The sequence below is a fragment of the Ruficoccus amylovorans genome (assembly GCF_014230085.1).
GTDB lineage: Bacteria > Verrucomicrobiota > Verrucomicrobiia > Opitutales > Cerasicoccaceae > Ruficoccus > Ruficoccus amylovorans.
In genome coordinates, this window is sequence record NZ_JACHVB010000025.1 from 1 (window position 1) to 19192 (window position 19192).

The 19192-nt window shown below is 60.7% G+C and carries 21 protein-coding genes; 9 read left to right on the forward strand and 12 right to left on the reverse strand.

Annotated features, from left to right (window positions below):
• The 4 genes from H5P28_RS09490 to H5P28_RS09505 all read right to left on the reverse strand — a co-directional run.
• A partial coding sequence (locus H5P28_RS09490; protein ID WP_185675436.1) for a transposase occupies positions 1–368 on the reverse strand: 368 nt, incomplete at its 3' end.
• The gene (locus H5P28_RS09495; protein ID WP_185673748.1) at positions 332–799 is read right to left on the reverse strand and encodes a transposase; all 468 of its coding nucleotides are present in this window, start codon (positions 797–799) and stop codon (positions 332–334) included. The genes H5P28_RS09495 and H5P28_RS09490, both read right to left, overlap by 37 nt.
• Before the next feature lie 179 nt (positions 800–978).
• A complete protein-coding gene (locus H5P28_RS09500; RefSeq protein WP_185675473.1) occupies positions 979–2058 on the reverse strand; it encodes an IS630 family transposase in 1080 nt (359 codons plus the stop codon).
• A gap of 97 nt (positions 2059–2155) precedes the next feature.
• Positions 2156–2800 carry a LysE family translocator gene (locus tag H5P28_RS09505; RefSeq protein ID WP_185675474.1) on the reverse strand — a complete coding sequence of 215 codons (645 nt, stop codon included), beginning with the start codon at positions 2798–2800 and terminating at the stop codon, positions 2156–2158.
• A gap of 337 nt (positions 2801–3137) precedes the next feature.
• Between H5P28_RS09505 and H5P28_RS09510 the strand changes: the two genes are divergently transcribed.
• A complete protein-coding gene (locus H5P28_RS09510; RefSeq protein WP_246455948.1) occupies positions 3138–4871 on the forward strand; it encodes a hypothetical protein in 1734 nt (577 codons plus the stop codon).
• 57 nt (positions 4872–4928) lie between these two features.
• On the opposite strand, the gene H5P28_RS09515 is transcribed toward H5P28_RS09510, so the two are convergent.
• Positions 4929–5468 carry a hypothetical protein gene (locus tag H5P28_RS09515; protein ID WP_185675476.1) on the reverse strand — a complete coding sequence of 180 codons (540 nt, stop codon included), beginning with the start codon at positions 5466–5468 and terminating at the stop codon, positions 4929–4931.
• A gap of 135 nt (positions 5469–5603) precedes the next feature.
• Between H5P28_RS09515 and H5P28_RS09520 the strand changes: the two genes are divergently transcribed.
• The 3 genes from H5P28_RS09520 (at position 5604) to sufU (ending at position 8341) form a co-directional block, all read left to right on the forward strand.
• Positions 5604–6365 (forward strand): SDR family oxidoreductase, encoded by a 762-nt coding sequence (locus tag H5P28_RS09520; RefSeq protein ID WP_185675477.1) that lies wholly within the window; start codon positions 5604–5606, stop codon positions 6363–6365.
• Between the two features lie 211 nt (positions 6366–6576).
• A complete protein-coding gene (locus tag H5P28_RS09525; protein WP_185675478.1) occupies positions 6577–7842 on the forward strand; it encodes a cysteine desulfurase in 1266 nt (421 codons plus the stop codon).
• Positions 7843–7909: 67 nt separating this feature from the next.
• Complete coding sequence (gene sufU / locus H5P28_RS09530; protein WP_185675479.1) at positions 7910–8341, forward strand: Fe-S cluster assembly sulfur transfer protein SufU; 432 nt, start codon at positions 7910–7912, stop codon at positions 8339–8341.
• Between the two features lie 47 nt (positions 8342–8388).
• Here sufU and H5P28_RS09535 read toward each other — a convergent pair whose 3' ends face one another.
• The 6 genes from H5P28_RS09535 to H5P28_RS09560 form a co-directional block, all read right to left on the reverse strand.
• Positions 8389–8793, reverse strand: coding sequence for a hypothetical protein (locus H5P28_RS09535; protein WP_185675480.1), 405 nt, complete (start codon positions 8791–8793; stop codon positions 8389–8391).
• Between the two features lie 32 nt (positions 8794–8825).
• Positions 8826–9710, reverse strand: coding sequence for an imidazole glycerol phosphate synthase subunit HisF (gene hisF, locus H5P28_RS09540; RefSeq protein ID WP_185675481.1), 885 nt, complete (start codon positions 9708–9710; stop codon positions 8826–8828).
• Between the two features lie 101 nt (positions 9711–9811).
• Positions 9812–9991, reverse strand: a complete 180-nt coding sequence (locus tag H5P28_RS09545) for a hypothetical protein (protein ID WP_185675482.1) — start codon at positions 9989–9991, stop codon at positions 9812–9814.
• Positions 9992–10029: 38 nt separating this feature from the next.
• Positions 10030–10884 carry an endonuclease/exonuclease/phosphatase family protein gene (locus H5P28_RS09550; protein WP_185675483.1) on the reverse strand — a complete coding sequence of 285 codons (855 nt, stop codon included), beginning with the start codon at positions 10882–10884 and terminating at the stop codon, positions 10030–10032.
• A 206-nt stretch (positions 10885–11090) separates the two neighbouring features.
• On the reverse strand, positions 11091–12338 hold the full coding sequence (locus H5P28_RS09555) for a M48 family metallopeptidase (RefSeq protein WP_185675484.1): 1248 nt from the start codon (positions 12336–12338) through the stop codon (positions 11091–11093).
• A gap of 41 nt (positions 12339–12379) precedes the next feature.
• Positions 12380–12718: a hypothetical protein gene (locus H5P28_RS09560; protein ID WP_185675485.1), complete on the reverse strand. Its 339-nt coding sequence runs from the start codon at positions 12716–12718 to the stop codon at positions 12380–12382.
• A 156-nt stretch (positions 12719–12874) separates the two neighbouring features.
• Between H5P28_RS09560 and xseB the strand changes: the two genes are divergently transcribed.
• Together xseB and dxs are read left to right on the forward strand one after the other, a co-directional pair.
• Positions 12875–13126 carry an exodeoxyribonuclease VII small subunit gene (xseB, locus tag H5P28_RS09565; protein ID WP_185675486.1) on the forward strand — a complete coding sequence of 84 codons (252 nt, stop codon included), beginning with the start codon at positions 12875–12877 and terminating at the stop codon, positions 13124–13126.
• A 61-nt stretch (positions 13127–13187) separates the two neighbouring features.
• Positions 13188–15131, forward strand: coding sequence for a 1-deoxy-D-xylulose-5-phosphate synthase (gene dxs, locus H5P28_RS09570; protein WP_185675487.1), 1944 nt, complete (start codon positions 13188–13190; stop codon positions 15129–15131).
• Between the two features lie 534 nt (positions 15132–15665).
• Here the strand turns inward: dxs and H5P28_RS09575 are convergent.
• A complete protein-coding gene (locus tag H5P28_RS09575; protein ID WP_185675488.1) occupies positions 15666–16496 on the reverse strand; it encodes a hypothetical protein in 831 nt (276 codons plus the stop codon).
• Between the two features lie 484 nt (positions 16497–16980).
• On the opposite strand from H5P28_RS09575, the gene H5P28_RS09580 reads away from it, so the two are divergent.
• The 3 genes from H5P28_RS09580 to H5P28_RS09590 all read left to right on the forward strand — a co-directional run bounded on the left by H5P28_RS09580 (position 16981) and on the right by H5P28_RS09590 (position 19174).
• Complete coding sequence (locus H5P28_RS09580) at positions 16981–17799, forward strand: PFE-CTERM domain-containing protein (protein ID WP_185675489.1); 819 nt, start codon at positions 16981–16983, stop codon at positions 17797–17799.
• A 70-nt stretch (positions 17800–17869) separates the two neighbouring features.
• Positions 17870–18628: an HpsJ-like protein, cyanoexosortase A-associated gene (hpsJ-A, locus tag H5P28_RS09585; RefSeq protein ID WP_185675490.1), complete on the forward strand. Its 759-nt coding sequence runs from the start codon at positions 17870–17872 to the stop codon at positions 18626–18628.
• A 108-nt stretch (positions 18629–18736) separates the two neighbouring features.
• A complete protein-coding gene (locus tag H5P28_RS09590) occupies positions 18737–19174 on the forward strand; it encodes a hypothetical protein (protein ID WP_185675491.1) in 438 nt (145 codons plus the stop codon).
• The last annotated feature ends 18 nt before the right edge of the window (positions 19175–19192 follow it).

The window sequence follows — 19192 nt, forward strand, 5'->3', positions numbered from 1 at the left end:
CTCCACATCATTTCGATGGGATTGAGGTCCGGGGAGTAAGCCGGCAGGAAGCGGACTTGGGCCTTGGCCTGCCGGATCAGATTGAGGGTGTCCTCGTTTTTATGGGCGCGCAAGTTGTCCATGATGACGATGTCTCCGGGACGCAGGGAGGGGACGAGGATCTGGAGCACATAGGCTTGAAAGACCTCGGTGTTAGCCGCGCCCTCAACACTCATGCAGGCGGTGGTGCCGTCCAGGCGCCCGAGGAGATCATCGTGGTGGTGTGCCAGTGTCCATGCGGAGCATGGCAGAGCAGACGTTGGCGCCCGAGGGGCGCGACCCCGTAACCGGGTCAGGTTGGTCTTGGCCGCCGACTCGTCGATGAACACGAGCCGCGCCGGGTCGAGGCCGCCTTGGCTGCGCTTCCAGCGGCGGCGGGCTTGCGCGATATCGGGGCGGTTTTGCTCGGAGGCATGGAGCGTCTTTTTTTATATGTCAGCCCCAGCTTGTCCAGAGCCCAATGGATCGCTCCGACCGTATAGCCTAAGTCCAGACGCTCCTTGATTTCGGCCAAGGTCAAGTCCGGATGCTGCCCCACCAATGCCTTCAGTTCCGGCCCATGATCAGGCAATAAGCGTGCCTTGCGGCCCGAAAACCGATGCCGGGCTTCGATCAGGCCAGTCCGGCGCCGTTGCTGGATCAGCTTCTTCACCATCCCCAACGACACCCGGAAACGCTGAGCCACCTCGGCCTGCGTGCACTTGCCTTCATCGTAGCTCTCCACGAGCCGCCGTCTCAAATCCAACGATAGCGTTTTCATCACTACCCACTACCAGATCCCAGAGAAAATAGCTACAGTTTTATTTGAAACGCTCTAAATGGCTAATTGTTAATTGTTGGATGCGGAACGTAGAAAACAACAATTAGCCATTTTAACCATTTAGCCATTCGGTCTTTTTGTAGCGGCTACGACTTTACTTAAACCGCTCTAGTGTGCGGTTACCGAAGTTTACTGCATAATTGAGCAACTTTAGCGAGGATAGCATCTGCGGAAGCGGTCCAGACGAAGGGCTTTGGATTTTGGTTGTGTTGTTCGATGTATTGGTTGATGGCCCGCTTAAGTTGGTCAAGGGCTCCGAAGGAGCCTCTGCGGATGGCCCGGGAGGTAATGAGGGCGAAGAAGCGTTCGACCTGATTGAGCCAACTGGAGTGAGTGGGGATAAAATGCAGGTGCCAGTGCGGCCGCTTGCTGAGCCACTGGTTGACGGTGTCGGTTTTGTGGGTGGCGTAGTTGTCCAAGACGATGTGGATGTCGAGTCCATCGGGCACGGTGCGTTCGATCTGGCGCAGGAAACTGAGGAACTCACGGCTGCGGTGGCGTGGTTTGAGGCTGCTAATGACCCGTCCAGTGGCCACGTCAAGAGCTGCAAAAAGCGAGGTGGTGCCGTGGCGGTAGTAATCGTGGGTCTGCCGCTCGGGCGCGCCCGGACGCAAGGGCAGGATCGGCTGGCTGCGTTCCAGGGCCTGAATCTGGCTCTTTTCATCCACGCAGAAGACCAGGGCGTTGTCCGGCGGGCTCATGCACAGGCCCACCACGTCGCGCACCTTGTCCACAAAGTAAGGGTCTTTGGAGAGGGTGAAGCTCTCAGTGCGATGCGGTTGCAACTGAAAGGCACGCCAGATGTGCGAGATGGTTTTATTGGACAAACCCGTGCTCTGGGCCATCAAGCGCGTGCTCCAGTGAGTGGACGCCTCCGGCTTCTGCTCCAAAGTCAGACGCACCACTTCGGCCACCTGCTCATCGCTGATCGTACGGGGACGCCCACTGCGAGGCGCTTCGCTCAACGAAGGCAAGCGACCGGCGGCAAAACGCTTTCGCCAGTAGCCCACGGTCTGGGCATGGACGGACAACTCATCCGCAATGGCCCGATTGCTCAGCCCCTGCGAAGCCAGCAAGACCATCTTCGCCCGTTGAACCTCCTGCGCCGGTGCGTTACGCTTACGAATCAACCCATCAAGGGTCGATTGCTCTTCCTCGGATAAGAATATTGGCGTTACCGGCCTGCCCAAACGTGACATCCATACATAATGACATTATCAGATTAAATATCAACTAATTTATACAGTAAACTTCGGTAACCGCACACTAGCCGCACAGGCCGGTTAAGCGCTTTCCTTATCCTCGCGCCAGCAGCGGAAGGAGCGTCATCACCGCCACCAGCAACAGGATGCCTCCTCCCAGCGGGTTAAGCTTGTTAATGGAACGCAGGCTGATCCGCTCCGGTACCCTGCGGCCAAACACGCGCGCCAGCGTCACCATGTAGAGCCACCACACGGCAGTCCCGCAGACCGCCCCGACCACCACCATCAAGGCATGGCCGGGCTGATTGGGCAGGTGGTCTTCCAGCCCCGCCGCGACGCAGAAAGCCATGTATCCGAAAAAGCGCATCGGCATGCCCATCGATACCGCCATCGTACCCCGGAATATCCGGCTGGCCCCGCCGGGCAAGACGGGGCAGTCCAGGGAATCCGCCCGACGCGCCCGGAACATGACCAAGGCCATATAAACCAGTGTCAGAGCGGCCAACACGCGGAAAATCCAGGTCAACTCCGACTGGAGCGGCAGCATCCACAGCACCGCCATCAGCGCGACCGATGTGGTAATCCAGGCTCCCTGCCCCAGCGTGATTCCAAGCGCCGCGGCTAATCCTGCCCTCAGCCCGTAACGCCGGGTGACCTGGACACACCAAACGGTTCCGGGCACCATGATGACGGAAAAGATAAAACCGAGCACGAAGCCCTTGAGCAAGACGACGGTCACAAGCTAAAAAGGGTTGTTGCGACCTATCTGGCACGCGTTTACCCGGCAGCGCAAGGGGGAAAGCGTCTCCCCCCCCTCCGTCCCGGAAAAAACCATCCGGAAAACGCCCGGCCCTCCTCCCCGACCCACCAGTAAACTGCTAGCGCCGTCAGCCACCCACCCGGATGGATGACAAAACCGCAATCTTTCTGCGCTCTGAGCCAATAACCTGTTGACAGGCCCTGCACAAAAATCCACAAAGACGGGTTTCCGCGTCCTGTTCACAGGCCACAAGGCCAACGGATGCTATGCTGTACGAAACCACGCGATGGAGAATTTCGCCGACCAATGTCTTGATATGGCCCAGTCCATCCTGGGTCAGAACCTTAATGCGATCAACGCCGACGGTTCCATAACGCCCGTTGACGGCGAAATGGGCCGTTTTGATGAGCCCGGCCACGCCGCCCTCGCGATTGGAGAGTACCACCGTGCCACCCAGCAGTCGCGCTTCGGCGACTACGATCTGGTGGACCTGGTGGCCCGCACCGTCACTGCGCAAGCCTTCATCGAGGAAGAAGCCGAAAACGGGCTGGCCTACTCGGCCCTCGGGCTGCTGGCCTTTGGCCCCTCGAAGGAGCGCAACCCGGTCTGGGAGCGCCTGCTTGAGCCGACCCGCGAGACGCTCGACCACCGCCTGCTCCAGCGCACCGACTACGACAACCACCTCCAGGCGTTCAACATCGCCAAGGCTGTCACGCGCTTCAGCATGGGCCTGTCCAAGAAGGACGAGACCGGCAAGCTGATCGACCGCTTCGTCGAGCGCATCAAGGTCAACAGCAGCGCCGGCTACTGCGACGACCATCCCGAAGGCTTCGGCGGCTGCTTCGACATTTACGGCGTCCTGAGCTTTGTCTTCATCCGGCAGGCGCTCCAGCTTCACGCCAATATCCACCTGCGCGACCGCAAGCTGCCCAGCCTGCGCACCCACGCCGGCAAGTACATCAAGATGCTGCCCGACATCGTCCGCCAGGACGGCCTCGGCTGGGCCTATGGCCGCGGCATCGGTGCCTACGGCCAGATGCACTGCATCAGCCTGATCCTGCAGGCCATGCGCGACGGCTGGATCGCTGACGAGGAAAAGCCGAAGTACTTCGACATCCTCCGCCGCCTGTTCCAGTTCTTCTTTACCACGTACCTGGACCACGAGCACGGCTTCCTCGTCATCCGCGACGGCGAGCGCACCACCGCTGACACGCACACCACGCGCATGGCTAACTTCGACGCCGCGCGCTACCTGTGCCAGTGGGCCCGTCTGGCCAAGAGCATCGGCGGCAGCATGGACGCCAAACCCGCTCCGGCCAAGCGCTCCGGCCGCTTCGTGGTCTTCGACAAAAGCCACCGCAAGGAAAACGGCCTCTTCAACTACTTTGACCCGGAAAGCAGCCTGCACGTGCAGATCCCGCTCGTGAGTGCCGGTTCCGAGTGCGGCGAAAGCAGCTCCTCGCTCGCCTTCCCGCACTGCCCCGGCATCATCGACTGGCCCGCCAACAAGCAGATCCCGATCCTCCTGCCCGAGCTTACCTTCGGCAAGGAGAAGGTCATCCCGGCCTTCTACGGCAAGAACTGCACCACCGGTCTGGGCCTGCGCAACTCCTTCTTTTTCCGCTACGACCAGCCCGAACTGGTCACGGTGGACGAGCGCTTCCTCACCGGCGTGGGCTCCTGCAAGGTCAACTGGACCTTCCTCGGCGGCAAGATGACCAGCGAGTTCATCTTCACCGTCAAGAACCAGGTCCAGCTCGACAGCATGCGCTACGTCATCGCCATCGGCGCACCGCACACCCGCTACCGCAGCGGCCTGACATACACCATCGGTGAAGGCGGCCTGCGCCCGGTTGTGATCAAGGACGACTTCCAGGCCGTCTGGGGCGAAACCGAGGTCGTGACCGATGACCCTGACTACCGCAGCTACTGGGGCAACATCCACTACCTCCAGCACCTCGTGCGCGATCATCCGCTGATTATGCGTCCGGGCCTGAAGTACCGCCTCGTGGTTGAGTTCGAGCCCGACATCGCCTTCGCCGACGCCTAAGCACGACCAAGGCAACAAAACCAATCTTTTTCATAAACCGGTCCCGTTGGGGCCGGTTTATTTTTGTTTCAAGACAGGCACCGGCGGCTCAGCAGTAAGCACACAGCAACAGCGCCAACAAATCGCCCACGGCACGCGTTTATTGTTCCGGCATTTGGACGCAATCCAGCCCAGCACCCCGGCAATACCGAGGACGGGAAAAATCGGAAGCTCCCTGCGTTCGATAATGACCAGTATGATGCCTACGGTTACGCTGACAATGCCTCCAATCGCCAGAACCGTACCCACTGGAGTAAGCGGCCCTTGTATGGTCTTCTCCTCAACGTAGCATTCACCACCACAACGCGGGCAACTCGCCTTGTGCTTCGAACGAGGCGGTGTCGGCAAGAGTCGCACCCAGGGCGGATTATTACCCGTCTGGCCGACGTGGATGACATAAAGAGGATAGTCAGGGTCGTCATCGAGAATCGCCTGCGCCTGATCCAGACGGACCGGGCGCTGCGGCGGATAGCCAGGAGCGTCCGGATCACGCGTCATGTACCAACTGTCCTGCAACGAATTGACAAACATCCATTCTCTCAGATTGAGTCCAGCCATCGACAATCATTAAAAGGTACAGAGCCATTTCAATCAAGGACGATTCACGTCCCTCCAACGTAAAACCAACGCCGGACAAATCTTCACCCGGAACGGCTTGCAGCCGGGCCTGTCGAAGATTACTGTTACCGCTATATGTCAGATTCCCCCGCACGCATCGCCATCGTGACCGGAGCCAGCTCCGGCATCGGTGAAGCCACCGTCCGCCGCTTTGTAGCCCAGGGCTACGGCGTCATCGGCAACGCCCGCTCCGCCGACAAGCTCGCCGCGCTCGAACAGGAACTGGGCCCCAGATTCAAGGGCGTGGCCGGAAGCGCCGCCGAACAGGCCGTCATCGACTCGCTCTTTACCGCCGCCAAGGACACGTTCGGGCGCGAGGCTGACCTCGTCGTGGCCAACGCCGGGACCGGTCTGGGCGGGTCCGTCCAGAGCGCCGACATCGAAAAGTACGAGACCATCTGGAAGCTCAACGTCGAGGGCGCCCTGCGACTCATGCAGACCGCCGCCAAAAAGCTTGTCGCCAAGCAGGAGAAGGATTACCCGCAATCGGCGGCCGACCTCGTCGTCATCGGCTCGGTCGTGGGCAAGCAGATCTCGCCCTTCAGCGCCGTGTACGGCTCGACCAAGTGGGCCGTCCACTCGCTGACCGAGGGCCTGCGCCGTGAGATAGGCCCCAAGGGCGTGCGCGTCACCATCGTCGCGCCGGGGATCGTCGTGAGCGGCTTCCAGGATGGGGCCGGTTACTCCGACGAAACCGTCAAGCACTTCCATGAGAGCTTTGGCCCGCTGCTGGTCGGCGACGACATCGCTGAGGCCATCGAGCACCTTGTCGGGCTACCCGCCCACATCCACATCAGCGACATCACCGTCCGCCCCACCCGCCAGGATTACCCCTGAGCCGGAGCGTGACGCCAGGAGACTTTTTTTAACAGGAAGGCCGGGAAGGACATAAAGAAGTAGCGAAAACAAGGATTTCCGCTCTGTCCGGCCTTGCTGTTGAATCCTCCCTTTCCCACCAACAGGTAAGAACCGGACCTAGGCCTTGCCGGAGAATTAACCGGCATTTGGCTTGCGGACACATGGTTTTGAGTTAGATTCTCAACTAAGAATGATTCCAAATAAGAGCAATGGAACTGCGCTCGCCGACCATCCCGAAGTGGATGTGGCGGCGTGGCGCAAGGATTTCCCGATACTGGCCCGCGAAGTCAACGGCAAGCCGCTGGTGTATCTCGACAACGCCGCCTCCGCCCAGAAGCCGCTCGCCGTCATCGAGCGTATCGAGCGCTACTACTCACAGGAGCACGCCAACATCCACCGTGGCGTCCACTTCCTGAGCCAGGAGGCGACCGGGGCCTACGAAGCCGCCCGTGAGACGGTGGCCCGGTACTTCAATGCCGCCGAGGCGCGCGAGTGCATTTTCACACGCGGGGCGACCGAGGCCATCAACCTCGTGGCCAGCACCTGGGGCGAGGCCAACCTGCACACTGGAGACGAGATCCTGCTCACCGTGATGGAGCACCACGCGAACATCGTCCCGTGGCAACTGCTCGAAAGTCGCCTCGGAGTGAAGCTCGTGGTCGCGCCCGTCTCGGACGCGGGCGAACTGCTCATCGACGAGTGGGAAAAGCTTATCGGCCCGAGAACGAAACTGGTCGCTCTTTGCCACGCCTCCAATTCCCTCGGCACGATCAACCCGGCCAAAGAACTCATCGCCAAGGCCCACGCCCACGGCATCCCTGTGCTCCTCGACGGTGCCCAGTCTTCCGCCCACCTCAAGATCGACGTGCGCGACCTCGACTGCGACTGGTTCGTGTGCAGCGGGCACAAGCTTTTCGGGCCGACCGGGATCGGCGTCCTCTACGGCAAGGCCGAGCTCCTCGGCGCCATGCCCCCCTATCAGGGCGGTGGCGACATGATCGAGCGGGTCAGCTTCTCCGGCACGACCTTCCGGGGCCTGCCCGAGCTTTTCGAGGCCGGCACGCCCAACATCGCCGGAGCCATCGGACTGGCCGCCGCGCTCGACTACGTGGAGAGCATCGGCCACCCGGCCATCGCCGCGCAGGAGGCCGATCTCCTCGCCTACGCCACCGCGCAGCTTGAGCAAATCGAGGGCCTGACCATTTACGGGCGTGCCGCGCGCAAGGTTGCGCTCATTTCCTTCAACATCGCAGGCATCCACCCCAACGACATCGGCACCATGCTCGACTCCGATGGCATTGCCGTACGCACCGGCCACCATTGCACCATGCCCCTGTGGGAACGCTTTGGACTCACCGGCACCGCCCGAGCCTCCTTCGCGTTTTACAATACCCGCCAGGAAATCGACGCCCTCGTCGCCAGCCTGAACAAGCTCCGCAAGCTGTTTCTCCCGTAGGGCGGGCTAAGCTGCTTCCCCGAAAAAAGCCTTTGCGTCCGGGGTGTTCTTTACGGTTAAAAAAGACATGCCGCTGACACCGGAGCTTTACCAGGAAATCCTGCTCGACCACAGCAAGCATCCGCGTGCGCGCGGCCTGCTCGAAGCCCCCACCCACGGTGCCGAGGCCAAGAACCCCGAGGCCGGTGACGAAGTGGCGCTCACTCTGCGCACCGACCCCAAAGGCAAAATCGTCGCCATCGGCTGGGAGGCCGCCGGAAGTGCCGTGCTGCGTGCTTCGTGTTCGCTCATGAGCGAGCGGGTCAACGGCTTGGACATTGACGAGGCCAAGGCGCTGGCCGGGCGCTTCCGCGCATTTCTGACCGGCCCCGAACCGGCGGAGGCCGAGACGGACTTTTGGGAAGACGCCGCCGCCCTCGGAGGCATCCGCCACCTGCCCCCGCGTGTCAAATGCGCCATGCTTCCCTGGCGGGCACTGCTCGCGGTCGAGGAAGTGTGAGGGAGGAGCGAAAGGGGTATTCGGCGGCCGCCCCGCCCGGAAAGAAGCTACTTCGTAAAAAGCCGGGCGATGGAGGGTTTGTTGAGCACGTAGAGCGCCCAGCCGCAAGCCCCCAGGCCGACCACGGTTGTGATCCAGAAGGAAACGATGAAGCCCATGCTCTGCCCCTGCCCGTAGGGAGGTGCCCACCGGATGAGGGCGATCACCAGCGGCGCCGCCACAAAAATCAGCGTGACAATCGAGATCGTCAGCGTGAACAACCGCCAGTACGGCTTCAGGCGGATCAGGCCAAAGCCCGCCAGCAGCAGGAGCACCATGAAGTTGATATTGGCACCGTTCTGGTTGACGATGGAGATGATGGCCTGCACCAGCGCGAACGCGCCGAGCGCCATCAGGACCCCCGCGAGGATGGTCAGTTCCTTAGGAAGGTCGCCTGCTTTGGGGAATTTCATAGTTATTTAAATAAGCTCTGATACGGACGGGCTCAAGCTTCGAGTGGCAGGCGCACGGGCAACCCGGCTCCGGCCAGTTTCTGCTTCGCCTCCAGGATCGAGTACGTGCCGAAGTGGAAAATCGACGCCGCCAGCACGGCGCTGGCTTTGCCGTCGCGGAGCACATCCACGAGGTGGTCAAGCGTGCCCGCCCCGCCCGAAGCGATAACCGGCACCTCCACCGCTTCGCTCACGGCGCGGGTCAGTTCGATGTCATACCCGGCCTTGGTGCCGTCGGAGTCCATACTGGTCAGGAGGATTTCCCCCGCGCCCAGCCGCACGACTTCGCGAGCCCAGTCGATCACGTCCCATTCGGTTTCCTTGCGTCCCCCGTGCGTAAAAACTTTCCAGGTCAGCTTCGGCTCTTCCCCCGAGGATTCACCACCGTCCCCCTGGGGGGAGGAGCCTTTCTGGCTCCGTAGGGGGCTTGCCTCCTCAGTGTCCGCGGGCGCAACCCGCTTAGCGTCGATGGCGACGACGATACACTGATTGCCGAAAATCTCGGATGCCTCGCGAATAAGGTCCGGGTTCTGGACGGCGGCGGTGTTGAGCGAAACCTTGTCGGCCCCGGCATTGAGCATGGCACGGATGTCGTCCACCGTGCGCAGGCCGCCCCCGACCGTCACCGGCATGAAGCACTCCGAGGCCGTGCGCTCGACCACATCCCGCATGATCGCCCGCTCGTCACTGGAGGCCGTGATGTCGAGAAACACCAACTCGTCCGCCCCCTGAGCCTCGTAGGCTTTGGCCTGCTCGACCGGGTCGCCCGCGTCGATCAGATTGACGAAATTGACCCCCTTGACTACACGCCCGGCGTGGACATCGAGGCAGGGAATAATACGGACACTGACTTGCCCGGAGTTTGCCGTCTCTTTCACGCGGGCAACTCTCACCACCTCCCCCCTCCAGCGCAAGCCGTTTATGTGCGTGCCCGCACTGGACAATGAGGGGCTGCGCCCCTACGGAGCCAGAAAGGCTCCTACCCCATGCGCGGCCTAACTCTTAGGCGGGGCGGCGGAGTCTCCTCCAGAAAGCTACACCACTCCACCGCCTTCAGGCCAAACACACGCAGTTCGTTTGAGTCGGCGTCAACCGCCGTTGCCCATGCCGCCGCGTTGGCGGCGGCATCACGGTACGCAGTACCGAGGGTGCAGGGCATGCCGTGCCGCAGTAGCGAGGGCGGAGTGCAGGCCCTGCCTAGAAAGCCAGTTCGACGCAGACGGGGCGGTGGTCGCTGGCGGTGCGGGTAGCGGGCTGGATGTCGATGATGCGGGCCGAACCTTCGACCACGCGCCGGGCCAGCGCGGGGGATACCAGCAGGAAGTCCACCCGCTCGTAGAGGTCGCGCTTGTGGTAATGAAACGTCCAGACCTCGCCCCGCGAATCCTGCGCCTCGATGAATTGCGCCAACTCGCGCTTGCCCACGCTGAGAAAACGCCGCAGAGGCGTGCTTTCGCGGGAGTCGTTAAAATCGCCCGCAATGAGGTAGTTGGCCGTGTCGGGGTCGGGGTAGTTGGCGCGGATCAGGTCGCGGGTCGCCTGAGCCTCACCGGCCCGCTGCTTCGCGGCCAGCGGGTCGGAGTCGCGAATCGTCCAGCGGCTTTTCAGATGAACGACAAACAAGGCCCACGGCACACCGGCGGTTTCAAACTGTACCTCCAGCAAGCCCCGGCGGACCTGCTCGCGTTGGCCGTCGAAGGTGAACCCCAACCGGTCGTGCTGAAGCACGCGCGCGAAGGGCAGGCATGAGAGCACGGCGGTGCGGCGCTCGTCGTCCGGCCCCATCATGACGGCGGCGTACGGGTAGTCGAGCCCCTCGGCCCGCAGGTCGTGCTGGAGTTCCTCCAGGTAGTCGGGGCCACCGATTTCCTGCACGGCGAGCACATCGGCGGCGACGGCGCGGATAACTTCGCGCAGGGCTTTTTTTTCCGCCTCCGGCTTAGGGTAGTCCGTCCGCCAGTGGCCGTCAGCCATCCGCCCCATCGGCAGGTAGTTTTCCAGATTATAGGTCGCCACCCGGACAGTCTCGGCCCCGCTCAAAGCGAACGGCACTACCCAGAGCAAAATGGATAAAAAGAGAGGATTCAACAGGAAGGCCGGGAAGAACAAAAAGGACAGGCAAGAACGGGGGGCTCCGCCCTTGCCGACCTTTCTGTTAAAAAGGAAACCTCCTGCCGTCACGGTCTCGTTATCACTTCAATTGAGAAACAGAGTTAACACCATCACCACCCTGCTCACGATTTCCCATTCTGCTGGCTTCACCCGCCCTTGAGGGCGGTTTCACGTTCCAGCAGGGTTGGGTGGGAGTAGTGGAAGGCGCTGTAAAAGGGGTGCGGGGTGAGGTTGCCGAGGTTTTTCTCGGTCAGCTTGTGCAGTGAGGCGATGAGCGGCTGCGGGTCATCGCCCATGACCTTGCGGGCAAAGGCGTCGGCCTCGTACTCGTGCTTGCGGGAGAGGCCGTTGAGCAGCGGCGAGAGCCAGAAGCTGAACAACCCGCTCAACAGCATAAACAACAACAGAGCCGGGACCATCCCGTCGGCCAGTTGGAAGCCGAAAGCCTCGTAAAACCACGCCTGTCCGGCCAGCAGCCCGAGCACACCGAAGCCCACCAGGCTGGCCAGCGCGGAGATGATGAGCATCTTCGGCACGTGGCCCTTCTTATAGTGCCCGATCTCGTGCGCGAGCACGCTCTCCAGCTCGATGTCCTCCAGTTGCTCGACCAGCGTATCGTAGAGCACGATGCGGCGGAACTTCCCAAAGCCGGTGAAAAAGGCGTTCGAGTGGGTGGAGCGGCGGCTGCCGTCCATCACATGGATGGTCCGGGCCGAGAAGCCCGTGCGCTCCCCGAGCTTGAGCAGGCGGGAGCGCAGTTCGCCGTCGGGCAGGGGCGAAAGCTTATTAAAGAGCGGCAGGATCAGGCGCGGATAGAGCAGGAGCAAGAGCAGTTGGAAGCCGAAAAACGCCACGAAGGCCCAAAACCACCACGAGTTCGGCAAAATGCGAAAAAACCACAGCAGCAGGCACAGCAGCGGGTAGCCAAGGATGGCCGCCAGGAGCAGGCCCTTGAGCTTGTCGCTGATCCAGGTGCCCAGCGTGGTTTTGTTAAAGCCGTAGCGGGCCTCGATCTTGAACGTGCTGTACAGCTCCAGCGGGACGCCCGGCAGCGAGAGCGCGATCAGGATGACAAACAGCACCAGCCCCTGCCCCCAGAGCCCGTCCCCGACCCACCCGGTCAGCCCGTAAAAGAGCCACGGCAACAGCCCCGAAGCCAGCACCACGGCCAGGACGACGGCATCCCAGGCGGTTTGAATCATCCCGAAATTCGTGTGCGTGAGGGTGTAGGAAACGGATTTTTTGTAGGTTTCCTCGTCCATAATCCCGGCGAAAGCCGCGGGGATGCTGTCGGCGTGGCGGAGGACTTCTCCGCGGTTGAGCCAGTCGAGCACCAGTTCGGCCACCAGTTTCAGGCCGATCAGGACGAGAATTGCGATCAGGAAGGGATGCATAGGGATGCTAGAATGATTAAAAGAAAAGTACGCCGGGCCGGTCAGGCGGCAGGCGCCTCATCATCGGAGTCTTTCTCAGGCAAAGGCTTGAGCTTCTTCAGGTTCTCTTTGAATCCAAACCCCAGCCAATAAACAGGCATAACGATCGGTGCAAAGATTAAACCGAGAACCGTCCACCAGATTTTATCGTCCTGGGTACGACTGGAGTGCCAGAGGTCGATGAGCATGAGAACGGCCCCAACCAGTGCAATATACTTCGGGACATCACCCGCCGTCTCTGCCAGATCCAGCAGACTTTGCAGGCCAAGCCACCCAGCCAAGAGCCTCAAGGGCAGCCAGAAGGCAGCGAAAGTGCAAAAAATGATTTTTAGGGCAGGCACGGGCAGGATGGGAGAAATCTCGTTCGAACTCCCATGCCATAACGCCTGAAGCCCGGTGGCAAGGGCGAATTACACCCCGTTTTCGCCCCTCCGTCCGGGGCCAGAATCAGGCTTGCGTTTGCGCCTGACCGGGGTTTCACTTACCGCTAACCTAATATGCCGAAAACGCAAACGACGGAAGAAGCTGCGTCTTTCGAGGAAGCACTGGAACGACTGGAAAACATCGTTGAGAGCCTCGAAAGCGGAGACATCCCGCTCGCCGACCTGGTCACCAAATACGAAACGGGCACCCGGCTGGCGAAGTTTTGCCAACGCAAACTGGACCAAGCAGAACAAAAAATCGAAAAACTCAGGCAGGAAGACGGACAGGTCAGCCTCGAACCCTTCGACGCGCCCGCCGATTCCTGACTTTATTTTTTCAAGGCGATCACTATTCTCTCACTCGCCTGTTTATCTAAGACTATACGTTATGGCTATACTTCCCTCCATCAAGGGCCCTCAGGACGTTAAAGCGCTCAGCAAGGAAGACCTTCCGCAGCTGGCCAAGGAAATCCGCCAGGAAATCCTCGAGGTGACTTCTGAAAACGGTGGCCACGTCGGCCCGAACCTCGGTGTCGTCGAGCTGACCATCATGCTGCACCGGCACTTCAGCACGCCGCAGGACCGTTTCGTCTTCGACGTGTCGCACCAGGGCTACGTCCACAAGCTGCTCACCGGCCGCCAGGGGGAAAAATTCCGCAAGCTGCGCCACAGCGAGGGTTACAGCGGCTTCCTCATGCGCGACGAGTCCGAGCACGACTGCTTCGGCGCCGGGCACGCCGGTACGGCCCTCTCCGCCGCCGTCGGCATGGCCACCGCCCGCGACCTCAATGAGAGCCCCGAGCACGTCATCGCCGTGATCGGCGACGCCGCCCTGACCTGCGGCATCACGATGGAGGCCCTCAACAACATCAAGGCCAGTTGCAAGAAGCTCATCGTCATCCTCAATGACAACAAGTGGTCGATCGCCCCGAATGTCGGCGCCATCCCCACCTACCTCAACGAGCTCATCACCAACCCGGTTTACAACCGCTTCCACCAGGACGTGGAGAGCTTCCTCAACGCCGTCCCCGGCGGCCAGGCGATCAAGAAATTCGGCAAAAAGGTCAAGCAGGAGACCAAGGACTTCCTCATCGACCAGAACCCCTCCCTTTTCGAGAAGTACGGCCTGCGCTACATTGGCCCCATCGACGGCCACGACATGGAGCTGATGGACCAGTACATGCAGTTCGCCAAGGAGTCGAACGAGCCCGTCATCCTGCATGTGCTCACGACCAAGGGCAAAGGCTTCGACGTCGCCATGGGCGACCCGGAGAAGTGGCACGGCACCAGCCCCTTCTGCCTCACCAGCGGTAAGTCCAAGCCCGGCAAGGCCAGCGCCCCGCCCGCCTACCAGGACGTTTTCGGCAAGGCCCTGGTGGACTTCGCCAAGGCCGACAAGCGCGTCGTCGGCATCACCGGCGCCATGCCCTCGGGCACCGGCCTCAAGCATCTCGCCGACGAGGTTCCCGGCCAGTACTTTGACGTGGGCATCGCCGAGGAGCACGCCGTGCTCTTCGCCGCCGGCCTGGCCACCAGCAACATCAAGCCCGTCGTCGCCATCTACTCAACCTTCCTCCAGCGCGGCATCGACCCGATCATGCACGACGTCGCCCTGCAAAAGCTCGACGTGATGTTCTGCATGGACCGTGCCGGGCTCTCCCCCAACGACGGGCCGACCCACCACGGCCTCTTCGACATCACCTACCTGCGCGGCGTCCCGAACGTCATCATCATGCAGCCCAAGGACGAAGACGAACTGGTGGACATGATGAAAACCGGCCTCGATTTCAAGGGCCCGAGCTTCATCCGCTACCCGCGCGGCTCTGGCGTCGGCGTCCACATGAAGGACGAGCCCGAAGCCCTCGAAATCGGCAAGTCCGAGACCCTGCGCGAAGGCGACGACATCATCATCTGGGCCCTCGGGCCGATGGTGCAGGACGCCTTCAAGCTCGCCAACAAGATTTCCGCCGAACAAGGCCTGAGCGTCGGCGTGGTCAACGCCCGCTTTGCCAAGCCCATCGACACCACGCAGCTTTTCAAGGACGCCAAGCACGCGCGCCTCATCGTCACGATGGAAGACCACATCCGCAAGGGTGGCTTCGGTAGCGCCGTACTCGAAGAGCTTCAGGACGAGGGCATCATGACGCCGGTCGTCCGCATCGGCTGGCCGGACAAGTTCGTCGCCCACGGCAGCAGCAATGCCGACCTGCGCGCCGCCAACGGCCTCAGCCCGCAGGACATGGAGAACGACATCCTCACCCGATTCCGTTCCCTGCCCGCCGCCACCGTCGAAGCCGCCTCCGAAAGCGTCACCTTCCCCAGCGGGAAATAGCGCGCGGCCGGACTGGACCGGGTTACAACCGGTGGCACTGGGGCTTTGCACCTGAGCGTCACAAAGGTTGCTCCCCCCCCAACGATGGGTCCGCACTGCAGGACAATAACGCTCCGTCAAAACACATCTTTCACGCACGGGTCTTCGGGCCCGTGCGTTTTTTTATGCGGGGCGTTATGGCACTCTGAATAATCGCCGTCGCCGTTCCCTCTTCCTCCTTGCGCGCCCCAGTGTTCCTCTTTTCGTACCGCAGAGGCGCAAAGACGTAGAGATGTAGAAATCCCCCCGTGCCTCTGTGCCTCCGTGTGAGCTTTTTCTTATTTAGAGCGGTTTAAGAAATACTGTAGCCACCATCGTTAAATGGTTAAATGGCCAATTGTTAATGATTGGATGCTGAGCGTAGAAAACAACAATTAGCCATTTTAACCATTTAGCCATTCGGCCTTTTTGTGGCGGCTACGACTTTATTTAAACCGCTCTAAAAGTTCGCCCGGAGCCCCGCGAAAAAAGCCTCCCACGTACCATTCACCCGGCTCATTGTTCAACCGACAGCTTCGGCAGGATGCGGGTCACGAGCTTCAGGCCGGCGACCGGCTCCACACATTCGACAAAGATCGTGGCAGAGCCCTCCATCCCGGTACGATTCTCCCCGACCTCGGAAGCCACCGCATAAACATTGAGCGGGACATCCGCCTGGAAAATCAGCGTGTAGCCCGCCGTCTCCACCACGGTCCCGACATTTTCCTCCGACACGGTGATTCCCCCCGCACCCTTGACCAAAGTCGCAAAGATAAAGGCACTGCGCTTCCCCAGACGAACGGCCACTTCATCGACAATCCGGATTTCGCTCCCGGCCTGCCAGAACAGATTCCGGTCCCACTGGGAAATGTCCGGGTCAGCCAGCGTCAGATCCAGATAAGCCTCGCCTCCCTTGTCGCCAATCTTGCGCACGTGCACCGGCATGTCCGCCGTCCCCTTTTGCGGCGAAACAACCTCCCCGCCTGCCATCCGCTCCGAAAGCGGCAGGAGCATATTGTTGCTCAGGACGTTTTGGTCCCCCCGGTTAAGCCCGAACGCACCGGACATGATTCTCACTCCGGTCGCGCCCCCCAACAAGGACAAGACCTCCGCCTCATCCTCCGGCCCTGACACCCAGGCCAGAACGACGGGCACCGCTCCCTTCGGAGCCGGTTCGTCCCGAAACAGCGCCCGGCTAAAACCACCCTCGCCCGCGACATAAATGTACTGGCTGACCGGGCTCGCCGTTGCCCCTTCGGCCGTCCCGGAATCGCCGGAAGCAAGATCGTTCGCGGTGGAGCCGTCTTCGGTGGGTTTACAGGCGCTCAAGCCCAAGAGCAACGACACAGCGAAAAACAACAACAGGCGAGGTATCACGACAGGCAGTGTGCCGGGCCAGGCCTGAAAAGGCAATGGGATAAGCGCCGCGCATCTTCCCCCTCCGTACACGCTGTTCGCAAACAGCAATCGCCCTGCTTCGGCTTCTTTACCCAAGGGAATAAACACCCCCGTCTCTCCTCTCCCAGTATAGATGAATGTGATTGCCAGGGTCCATGCCAGTCCGCACCTTCTGCTGCACGGGCACAGTCAGCACCACGATCCTTTGCTTTTATGTAAAATAAATGCTAAATTGGCGGCAAGTACGCTCATTAGCTGTTTTTCACCTATATCCAAGAGCTACTGGGTAGGGTTTTTGCTTTATTTGGAAAAAATAAAAATATTACACTTAAACCCGACATCAATCTGACGATTAACAAAAAACAGGGGTAAACTCTCGTTTCACCCTTTGGGTATTTATAGGCCAATCAATCTTTCGAGCAAAATAACTGATATGAAATTCAACCTCCTCAAGACCACTTTCGGCCAGGCCGGCGTCGCCGCCGCCGCGATCTTCGGGTTGACCGCTGTTGCCAGCGCTACGCCGGTGTCGTTCACGTTCGATAGCTTTACAAAGTCTTCGACGATCAACACCAACATGGGCAAGCTCTACGTGGGCACCATCAACCTCACCTTTCTGGACGAGTCCAGCACGATGACTCCGATGCAAACGGTCGCCTTCTGCGCCGAGATCGAGCAGGTCATCAGCGTCGGCAGCACCTACACCAATTACCAGACCTACAGCCTGACCGATCCGGCCGGGCTGGCGCTCAGCGAGGCTCAGGCCCGCAATATCGCCATCTTGTACGACAAGTACTACCCGACCAACCAGGATCTCAGCTCCTGGAGCCAGGAGGACGCCGGCGCCTTTCAGCTCGCCTTGTGGGAGCTGATCTACGACGACGACGGTATCTGGGTGAACAACGGACTCTCGGACGGCAACTTCCAGGTCAGCGTTGATGACCAGCCGGCCACGAATGGCCCCCAGCGCGAGCGTAATACCGTCAACCAGGCCAAGAACTACCTCAACTACGTCAATTCCGAAGCCCAGAACGGCAACAACTATCCGTATCCCGATCTGGTTTCCATCGTCAGCCCGACCAATCAGGATCTGATCGTGCTCGGCATCGCCATCCCCGAAGGTGGCGGCGGCTCGCCGGTCGCGGTGCCCTTCGGCGTCAATCCGCTGCCCGGCCTGGCGCTGATCGGATTCTTCGGCTGGCGTCGCCTGCGCAAGCGTATCAACGCCCGCAGCGAATCCGAACAGGCCTGAGCCTCACGCTCAGTAATAAAAGGTTGTAAGTCGTAGGGTTTCCGCCTACCTAGCCAGATAACCGCTAGGAATGAAAGCACTTACCCAACGCCTGAAGCAATTCTACCGCCCGCTGGAGATCCAGGAGGGCGAGCCCAATCCGCTCCCTATCGTGGGAGCGGCCTTGGTTTTATTCGGTCTCTTTCAGTACGCGTACATCATCTACCCGCTTCAGCCGGGAAGCGCCGACTGGGAATTCCTCACGATCAAGGCGCTGGTTGACAACGCCTTCACGCCCATCCTCGGTGTCGCGCTGTTTTTGGCCGGCTACACCATTGAGCTGCCCCTGTGGCGGCTGGCCGGGGCTCGCATCCTGACCTGGTTCAGCCTCGTCATGGCGGTGATCTTCGTCCTGCTCATGCCCCTGGCCGTCAATGACGCCCTGCGCCTGAGCAATGGCATGAACGCCCGCATGGCCACGGCGCAGAACATCTCCGCCACCCAGCAGCAGAAAGTCCGCAAGGCCCTTGACAACGCCACTAGCATGGAGGAACTGGAAATGCTCACCACGGTGCTGAGTCTGACCCCCTCTCTGGAGCAGCGTGCCCGGCAAATGCCTAAAGACTCCTTCGTCGAGCGCCGCGAGTGGCTCTGGGAAACGATCAAGTCCAACCAGAAGCGCATGCTCGATGAGACAAAGTCGCTCTTCAGCGCGAACAAGACCACCCTGCGCAAGGATACGCTCAAGTGCGTCGGCGGGAGCGCCTTCGTCGCCGCGGTTTACTTTTACTTCTTCTTCGCCTTCCGCCGCGTACGTAGGAAGTACCGCCTGATCCAGGACGACGAATAAGTCCGGCCCTCCATATCAAGGCCTATTTACTTTTTAAAACTCCCGCCCATCTTTGAGCGGGAGTTTTTTTATCGCCATCCATCGCGCCCTGCTTTTCGTTCCCACATCATGCCCCTGCCCAATGCACGTATCATGCTGCGCCGCACAAGCGCCTTCCTCGGCGGCTTCGCAGGTTATTTCGTGCTGACGCTGATCCTGATGCTGCTCAGTCTGCTGCCGCACCGGAGCGTGTCCTACGGCGAATTCGGCGAACTCAGCCTCATGCTGCTTTTCCCCTGCGCACTGGGCTACGCGCTCATCCTGTGGATCGGCCCCCGTCTGCCGCGCTGGAGCGTGGTGCCGTTCTCGCTCGGAGCCTATCTCGTCATGCTGCCAGCGGGATTCGTCCTCTACCTGCTGGCCAGCGGGCAGGTGGCCTCAATTCCGTGGCTGCAAGTCACCATCACCCACCATTACGCGACTTACTGGCCGATTTTCGCGACTTATTTGATGCTCGTTTTCGGCACTCGGGTGCGCGCCCCGCGTTGCCCGCGGGACGACGATTAGGCTGCGTGGACAAAATAC